This is a genomic window from Methylobacterium sp. BTF04 (assembly GCF_010692745.1).
In the GTDB taxonomy this organism is placed as follows: Bacteria; Pseudomonadota; Alphaproteobacteria; order Rhizobiales; family Beijerinckiaceae; genus Methylobacterium.
The window spans coordinates 1-8,038 of record NZ_JAAHTB010000078.1; the positions used below are offsets into that span (position 1 = coordinate 1).

At 63.0% G+C, this 8,038-nt stretch carries 7 protein-coding genes and 1 pseudogene; 5 read left to right on the plus strand and 3 right to left on the minus strand.

All coding sequences use genetic code 11. The annotated features are described in order from the left end of the window. Positions 1 to 371, plus strand: a 371-nt coding sequence (locus tag G3T14_RS22395; protein ID WP_163644730.1) for a sensor histidine kinase, incomplete at its 5' end; no start/stop codon positions are given. A gap of 141 nt (positions 372 to 512) precedes the next feature. Here G3T14_RS22395 and G3T14_RS22400 read toward each other — a convergent pair. Both G3T14_RS22400 and G3T14_RS22405 read right to left on the minus strand, forming a co-directional pair. Next, positions 513 to 1,742, minus strand: a complete 1,230-nt coding sequence (locus G3T14_RS22400) for an HWE histidine kinase domain-containing protein (protein ID WP_163644731.1) — start codon at positions 1,740 to 1,742, stop codon at positions 513 to 515. Positions 1,743 to 1,826: 84 nt separating this feature from the next. Beyond that, positions 1,827 to 2,324, minus strand: a complete 498-nt coding sequence (locus tag G3T14_RS22405; RefSeq protein ID WP_246733500.1) for a response regulator — start codon at positions 2,322 to 2,324, stop codon at positions 1,827 to 1,829. Positions 2,325 to 2,543: 219 nt separating this feature from the next. Between G3T14_RS22405 and G3T14_RS22410 the strand changes: the two genes are divergently transcribed. Continuing rightward, on the plus strand, positions 2,544 to 3,311 hold the full coding sequence (locus G3T14_RS22410) for a Crp/Fnr family transcriptional regulator (protein ID WP_204263008.1): 768 nt from the start codon (positions 2,544 to 2,546) through the stop codon (positions 3,309 to 3,311). 32 nt (positions 3,312 to 3,343) lie between these two features. Here the strand turns inward: G3T14_RS22410 and G3T14_RS22415 are convergent, their stop codons facing one another. After that, positions 3,344 to 6,403: an EAL domain-containing protein gene (locus tag G3T14_RS22415; protein ID WP_348645328.1), complete on the minus strand. Its 3,060-nt coding sequence runs from the start codon at positions 6,401 to 6,403 to the stop codon at positions 3,344 to 3,346. Positions 6,404 to 6,773: 370 nt separating this feature from the next. On the opposite strand from G3T14_RS22415, the gene G3T14_RS25580 reads away from it, so the two are divergent. The 3 genes and pseudogenes from G3T14_RS25580 to G3T14_RS22425 all read left to right on the plus strand — a co-directional run. Next, the gene (locus tag G3T14_RS25580) at positions 6,774 to 6,983 is read left to right on the plus strand and encodes a hypothetical protein (protein WP_348645329.1); all 210 of its coding nucleotides are present in this window, start codon (positions 6,774 to 6,776) and stop codon (positions 6,981 to 6,983) included. Positions 6,984 to 7,019: 36 nt separating this feature from the next. After that, positions 7,020 to 7,253, plus strand: coding sequence for a heme-binding protein (locus G3T14_RS25585; protein WP_348645330.1), 234 nt, complete (start codon positions 7,020 to 7,022; stop codon positions 7,251 to 7,253). A gap of 351 nt (positions 7,254 to 7,604) precedes the next feature. Further along, positions 7,605 to 7,984: pseudogene (locus tag G3T14_RS22425) on the plus strand (transposase); the annotation flags it as partial. Positions 7,985 to 8,038 lie beyond the last annotated feature (54 nt).

Sequence of the window (8,038 nt, forward strand, 5' to 3'; positions counted from 1 at the left end):
GAGCGCCGCAGGAACGTCGCCAGACGCCCGACATCGCGGATGTAGTTGCGCTGCGGGTGGGCGAGGCAGCTGCGACGACCTTGGCCCTCGTCGTGCACGAGTTGGCGACCAACTCCCTGAAGTACGGTGCCCTATCGGCACCCAGCGGCACGCTCGACGTGTCGGGCTCTGACCATGGCGAAAACCTAGCCATGGCCTGGACAGAGCGGGGTGGGCCGCCCGTCGTGCCATCGACCGGTCCCGGTGGGTACGGCAGCAGGGTGCCGGACCGCGCCACGACGCACCAGTTGGATGGTTCGGTCTCCCGCACCTGGGACGAGGCCGGCGCCATCGTCATCCTCACGATGAACAAGGCATTCCTGGCCAGGTGAGACAACGGCCTCGTCCTCGTACGGGCTCGACCCTGCTGTGCCTGATCCGCCCAATCCGGCAAGAACGGTGAGGAATGGAACGACAAGGAATGATGGCCACCCGTCAGGGAGAGCGGCCCACCGTTACCGGACGTATCGGGATCAAGCCATATCCAGAGGCATGTCGAGGGTGCAGACGACACCGGCCGGCTCGTACCGCATATCCACCTCGCCGTTCAATTCCGCCGCCAGCCCCCTTTCGATCATCCGGGAGCCGAAGCCTTTTCGCGATGGTGGCGTCACCTGTGGACCGCCACGTTCCTCCCACCTCAGGCCAAGCCTCAGCCTGGCGTCCGATTTTGGACCATCCATGTAGGAGAGCGCCCATGACACGTCCACGGTACCGGTAGCATTCGAGAGCGACCCGTACTTGAGCGCGTTCGTCGCGAGTTCGTGCAGCATCATCGCCAGGGCCAGGGCGACGCGCGGGGTGACCCTGACGGGATTGCCCCGCCAGCTGCACCGGGTCCCGTCACCGGCATGAACGCGGAGGGCATCGGCGACGATCTGGGCAAGGTCGGCGCCCTCCCAGCACTCGGCGGTCAGCACGTCGTGTGCCTTGGCCAGGGCGATCAGGCGGGCGGTGATGGCCTCGCGCGCTTCCGGCAGGGACGCGGCCGTGCGAAGCGACTGGGTCGTGAACGCCTGTACCGTCGCCAGGGTGTTCTTCACCCGATGGTTCAATTCGTTGATGAGGAGCTCACGGTGCTCGCTCGCACGGCGGGCCTCGGTCAGGTCCCTCAGGATCTTCAGGAAACCCGCAAGCCCCCCCTCGTCATCGCGCATGGGCATCATCAGTCCGTTGGCCCAGAACCGAGTGCCGTCCTTGCGCAGATGCCAGCGGTTGTCGTTTGCCCTTCCATCCTCGACGGAGAGCCTCATCTCCTCCTCGGGGACGGCATGCCGGTCGTCCTCCGGAGTGAAGATGATGTTTGCTGGTTGTCCGACGACCTCGTCTTCGGTCCATCCAAGCAGGTTCTGCGCGCCGGAATTCCAACCCGTGATGCGGCCGGCAAGATCGGTGGTGAAGATGGCGTAGTCCGTGGCACTCTCGACCGCGAGGCGGTAGCGTGCCTCGCTGGCGGCTAGTACGGCCTGACGCCCTGCCAGGTCCGCGTGAGCCTGCTCCGACCTGACCGCCCGCGTCTGTTGGAGAGCCACCTCCGCGCGTGCCTCGGCGATCTCGCGTTCATGTTCAATGGTCGAGGAGGACGCGCCGGCAGCCGCGCGACGCACGGACTCGTCAAGGGCTTTTCGCAACCGGACGACTTCGGCCTCAAGCGCCGCCTCGCGCGCGACGCTGGATGAGTTCTCGGTTTGGCGAAGCGTCAACGCGATGTTCCCGTAAGCATGGATTTTGAGCCGAATCGGCGCGAAACGCCGGCTCGCACTGTGAAGGTTGGCGGATGCGTCGTGTCAGGGCCCGGATATTCCGGCGGCCGGACTCGGTATATGACTTGCCGCATGACGCGGCTGGCCCAGGGGGCATGGATTGAACGCAGCTTTCAGCGGAAGCCTAAAAGTCGCGTCCGTGTCCATGTCCCGTACCGTCGAGATGAGTTCGGACGGGATGAACGGCTTGGAAAGGAATTGGACCCCGGATGGCAGGTCGCCCTCTCCCGGGCGCACCCGCCCCGAACATACGACGATGCCGACTTGCGGCCACCGATGCCGGACGTGGCGGGCCAGCGTAAGGCCATTGAGTGTTCCAGGCATTTCCACGTCCGTCACGACGAACCGTATGTCGGGCCGTGCCTCAAGCACGATGAGGGCATCGTCGGCGTTAGGAACCTCGATGACCCGGAAACCGGCCTCGGTGAGGACATCCTCGGTCACCAGCCGGACAAGCGGGTCGTCCTCGACCACCAGAACGAGGCTTTGCCGCTCCATTGCGTCCGTACGATGCTTCAGCATGCGCCCTGATCCAGTCCCGATAATGATGGGTGTCACTCGGGACCGCCTGAGCCGTTTCCGGGGCAAACAGACGAATGAGAAAGACGTATGCGATGAACCGCCTTCAGAAACACAACATAAGATCTAGTTTTAAGTTCGCTTCGTAAAAATATAAATCATATGATGGATCGAGATGCTGCCCAGGGACTTATTGATCGCTATCGTTCAGGCGCTCGCGAAATGATCCAGAACGCACTGACGCGAAAGCTGGAGAGCTTCGAAACGCTGTCCGACCTTGACCGGAGCGCCTTGGATACCCTCGTGGACAAGGTCAGGAAGGTCGGTCCACGGGTCGATTTGATCAGGGAGGGTGATGAGCCTGAGAGTGTCCACCTCATTCTCGATGGTTATGCCTGCCGCTATAAAGTCCTGCCCGATGGCCAGCGCGAGATCGTGGCGTACTTCGTGCCTGGGGACTTCTGCGACCTAAACGTGTTCATCCTCGACCGAATGGACCATAGCATCGGCACGATCACGAAATGTCAGGTCGTCGATATACCGCGTACGTCCATTGACAAAATCACGGCTAGCCATCCGCGCATTACGCGGGCCTTCTGGTGGTGTGGGCTGGTCGACGAGGCCGTGCTGCGGGAATGGCTAGTCAATATTGGCGCCCGCGAGTCTACGGAGCGTATCGCCCATCTCATCTGCGAGTTGTTGATGCGTCACGATGCGGTCGGCTTGGCCAGCGACAACAGCTACGCGTTCCCCTTCACGCAGGGTGATATCGCCGACACGATGGGCCTTTCGGTCGTCCATGTGAACCGCGTGCTCCGCGAATTGCGGAGAATGGAATTGATCACAATCCGGAGAAGGGTCTTGACCGTCCTCGATATCGATGGACTGAAGGCATTTTGCCGGTTCAATCCCAGCTACCTTCACCTCGAAAACCGGCGCTGGGCTGACCTCCGTTGCGCGGCCAGGCATGATCGCGCCATGCAAGGGTAAACCCATTTGCGTGGTTCGTGTTGCGGTCGCATCTATGCCGCCCAGATTTGGTTCCGTCCGATCTGCTCGACTTCGCGAAGCTTGTTGTACGCCTGTTTCACCAGGCTGCTGCTGCCAATAAATTCGGTAGCCTTTTCCGCTGATAGCGGGCGACTGATCAGGTAGCCCTGTACGTCCGTGCAGCCTTCCCGGTGAACCTGCTTAAGCTGTTCATCCGTCTCGACGCCTTCCGCCGTCACCGTTGCGCCAAGCTGCGTCGCGATGCCGACGACGGCACGGACGATGGCTGCGGCGCCGGGATCGCTGATTTCGCTGATGAAGGACCGGTCGATCTTGATCGTGTCGAAGGGAAAGAGGCGCAGGTAGCTCAGCGACGAGTAGCCGGTTCCGAAATCGTCAAGCGCGATGCGAACCCCGACGCTTTTCAGCCGGTGCAGACAAGCGATCACCGCCTCGGCATCCTGGACGAGGATGCTTTCGGTGATCTCCAGCTTAAGGCGATGAGGCGCGAGACCTGAGGCGGCGAGCGCCGACATCACGCTCTGCTCCAGTCCAGGCTGCTGGAACTGAATGGCCGAGACGTTGACCGCAATCCGCAAGTCGTTTGGCCAGGACGCAGCCTCGCGGCATGCCTCCTGTAACGCCCAGGAGCCGAGCGGGATGATCATTCCCGTCTCCTCGGCCAGAGGGATGAAGGTGCTTGGAGGGATCATCCCACGCGTCGGATGAGGCCACCGCATGAGCGCCTCGAAGCCGACAATCCTGTGGTCGGCCAGACGCAGCACGGGCTGGTAGTGCAGGGCGAAGCCGCCGCACATGACGGCCTCGCGCATCTCGAATTCAAGCTGCATCCGTGCCTCGACGGCTGCATCCATGCCAGCCTCGTAGAAGCGGTAGCAGTTGCGCGCCGAAGCTTTCGCCCGGTAGAGCGCGAGGTCCGCATTCTTGAGCAGGGCATCCGGTAGGTTGCCGTTGGCGGATGCGACTGCGATGCCGATACTGACGCCCACCGTCACGAGGTGCCCATTAAGATCGAGCGGTTGACCCACGGCATCGATCACGCGCTGCGCCAGCGCGCTGGCGTCATGCGCATGGTCGAGGTGCGAGATGATGATGGCGAACTCGTCGCCACCCAGACGCACGACGACATCTCCCTCACGTACCGTTGCCTTCAGACGTGCCGCGATCTGGCAGAGTAACTGATCGCCGGCGGGATGGCCGAGCGTGTCATTGACGGACTTGAAGCGATCGAGATCGAGGCAGAGCAGAGCCGCCTGGCCCCGGCCGCGCCTGACCTCGGCAAGCCGGTGTTCCAGATGCTCGTGGAACACGGTGCGGTTGGGTAGGCCGGTGAGCACGTCATGACGCGCCATGTACGCGATGCTCTGCTCATATGCCTTGCGCTCGGTGATATCAATGTAGGTGCCGACCATGCGCAGCGATGCGCCTTGCGCATCTTGCGACACCACCCTGCCGCGCGACAGAACCCAGGTGTATTCACCTGATTTCGCCCGCAGGCGATGCTCGCAGATGTAAGCGGCCGTGATTCCCTTTAGATGCTCTGCGAGCCGCGTTTGCGTGTGCTTGAGGTCGTCCGGATGTACGAGGTCGATGCAAGCGCTGATGTGGGGTTTGATGTCTCCTGGGGCGTAGCCGAGCAGGGTAAGGGCGCGGTCGGAGTACCAGACGTGACCGGTGGCGACGTCCCAGTCCCATAAGCCGTCGGTGCCGCTGTCGAGGGCAAGGGCGAGGCGCTCCTCGCTGGTGCGCAGGCGGCTCTCGCTGTGAATGAGGGCGTCCTGTGTCGTGCGCCGCTCGGTCACGTCGAGGTTGAGGCCAACGACGCGCAGGGGTCGGCCGGTGGCCTCGTCACGGATGATGCGGCTGAAGCCCATCAGCCAGCGGTAGGCATCGCCCCTCTCGGTTTGGCGGACGCGGAACTCGACCTTGTAGGTCTCCCCATCGCGTAGCGCTGCGGCGTATGCAGCCTGGACCGGGGCCAGATCGTCGGGATGGACGTTCGCCGACCAATCCGCGACGCTGACCTCGACCCATTCCGTCGAACCCGGTGCGCACGGAAGTCCATGCATGCGCGCGCTCTCGGGCGAGTTGCGCACCACGTCCTCGTCGAGGTTCCATTGCCAGACGCCCGCTCCGGCGGCCTCTTGCGCGAGCCGCAGCAGGTCGGTCGTTTGCTCCAGCGTGTCGCGGGCGGTGACGATATCCTCGATGTCGAGAGCGGTGCCAAGCCATTCCACGACCGTCTCGTTCCGACGGACCGGGATCATGATCAACTTGTGCCAACGGTGGATGCCGTCGTGGCGACGCAAGCGCCCTTCGACCACATAGGTGTGCTCGTCCGTGATGGCGCGCCGCCAGACCTCCGCCATGTGCTCGGCATCGGCGGGATGATTGCGGGCGATACGCTCCTCGCGCTGCGGACCAATGGCTCCGTAGTAGCTGCGGAACCGCTCGTTCGTGTAGATGGCTGCGCCATCCGAGCAGGCCATCACCCAGACCATCTGGGGCAGGCCGTCCGCCAACGCGCGGTAGCGCGCCTCGCTCGCGGCGATTTGAGCTTCTGAACGTATACGGTCTTCCAGCGCCGCTTCGAGCAGGAGGCGTGCACGATGTAGCTCGATGTGGGCAACGACGATCCGAGCGAAATCTTGAAGCTGGGTCTTCTGCAAGTCCGAGAAGCTTCGCGGTTTCGTATCGATGACGCACAGGGTTCCGACCCGGATGCCGGACTGCAAGACGAGGGGCGCCCCTGCGTAGAAGCGGATGCCGGGTCCACCCATCACCAATGGATTGTCGGCGAAGCGCGGATCGGCCGTCGCGTCCTCCACCACGAGGACATCGTCGCGGAGGATGGCGTAGGTGCAGAACGCGAGTTCACGCGGTGTGCCTTCGACATCGATCCCGCACTTGGCCTTGAACCATTGCCGGTCGCTATCGACGAGAGAGACGAGGGCGATGGGCAAGGAAAATAGGGCGGCGACGGCCTTACACACGGCATCGAAGTGAGCTTCGGCTGGAGTGTCGAGGATGCGCAGATCGCGCAACTCCGCGAGACGCTCGGCCTCATTCACGGGTAGGGGCGGCCTATGCGCTTCCACTGCTCCAAAACGCCCTCTTTTGGTGCTGATGTCACTGCAGCGGGAATAGACGTTATATGTTAACAATGCATCACGGCAGCTTGAGCGGTGAACCAATCGAACTTCAGACGGAGATTGGTACACGGGTAGGCAGCCGGAACGAGCATCGGTGCGGACGCCCCAAGCCGTTTCGGATACGATCCGACCCATCTCACCTCGGGACTGAACACATAATCCAGGCGGCCCGACGTTATACGTGGAGGCGGCGTCGGGCCATCGTGCGTTTCAACGGACCCGGATCAAGGCGGCGATTGCCCTTGATGGGTCGCTTTACGGTCTCCGCATGCCACCGAGCGTCACCACGATGGATAAGTTCTTCTACTATCTCGTCGCTCTCTTCGAGTCCGGCCTTGGGGTCTTCGGCGTGCGGACCTTCTACGATCAGCCCAGGTACACGGTCATCGAGCGTCTCGACCGTGGCGTCGAGGTCCGAGCCTACGAGCCACGCCTCGCCGTCGAGACCGACGTGCGCGGACAGGGGGATGGTGAGGAGTTCGGGCGGCTCTTTCGCTAAATCACCGGCGCGAACCAGCGGGGCGACCGCATCGCGATGACCGCGCCCGTGGAAACTAGAGGTCAGCGCATCGCGATGACGGTTCCGGTCGAGCAGTGCTCAGGGGGAACCATGCGGTTCTTCCTTCCACGCGACGTAGCCGAGGCCGGAGCCCCGGAGCCCACCGAGGCGGGCGTCCGTCTTGTCCGCGTCCCGGCCGAGAAAATCGCCGCCCCTCGCTTCTCAGGCTCCATCACGCCTGTGGCTCGGACCGAACAAAGCGTATCCTGACCGAGGTACTGTCCACCGCTGGCCGGAGGACCAGCGCTCCCCCCGTCTTCCTGGGCTCTGACCCATCCTTCGCGATTCCATTTCTCCGACGGAACGAGGTGGCCGCACGACTGCCTGCGCCCTGACCGGCCTAAGCTGCGATACACATCGCGGACAGTCGGCATCTAACCCAGGTTGCCCCCAAGACGTAGCAGGCCGGCTTCGCTAATGGGACATGACCTTCTGATCGTAGGGCCGCCCGTGAAGCGACTGCTTCAGGCTGTAGAAGAGCCTCTAAGTGTCTGTTCGGCAACAAATTGTGTGATTTGAGCAGGTTGTGATTCAAGCGAGGGCTTGAAAGGGCCCTTTCTGATGTGGACGACCGAGAACCGTGCTCGTTATGACCGGAGCGCCTTGCGCTACGCGAGCGACCTGACGGATGCGGAATGGGGGCTGATCGCGCCGCTGATCCCGCCGGCCAAATGGGGTGGGAACAAGCGCACAATCGAGATGCGGGCCGTGGTGGACGGCCTGATGTACGTGCTGAGCACGGGCTGCCAATGGCGGGCGCTGCCCACGGACCTGCCGGCGCGCAGCACGGTCTACGGTTACTTCGACCTGTGGGACTACGATGGCACGTTGATGCGCATCCATCACGCGCTGTTCGTGCAGTGCCGGGAGAAGGCGGGACGCGAGGCGAGGCGAGCCCGACGGCGGCGATCATCGACAGCCAGAGCGTCAAGGGCGCGGAAAACGTATGGCCCGCCCCGTCCGCAAGTGGCTTATGATCCGCTGGTCTGAGCAGT

Bases quoted from the DNA above. Each gene is read 5' to 3' on its own strand.
- G3T14_RS25585 (WP_348645330.1), top strand. From the start codon at position 7,020: ATGACCGCGCCCGTGGAAACTAGAGGTCAGCGCATCGCGATGACGGTT.
- G3T14_RS25580 (WP_348645329.1), top strand. From the start codon at position 6,774: ATGGATAAGTTCTTCTACTATCTCGTCGCTCTCTTCGAGTCCGGCCTT.
- G3T14_RS22405 (WP_246733500.1), bottom strand. From the start codon at position 2,324: ATGCTGAAGCATCGTACGGACGCAATGGAGCGGCAAAGCCTCGTTCTG.
- G3T14_RS22410 (WP_204263008.1), top strand. From the start codon at position 2,544: ATGATCCAGAACGCACTGACGCGAAAGCTGGAGAGCTTCGAAACGCTG.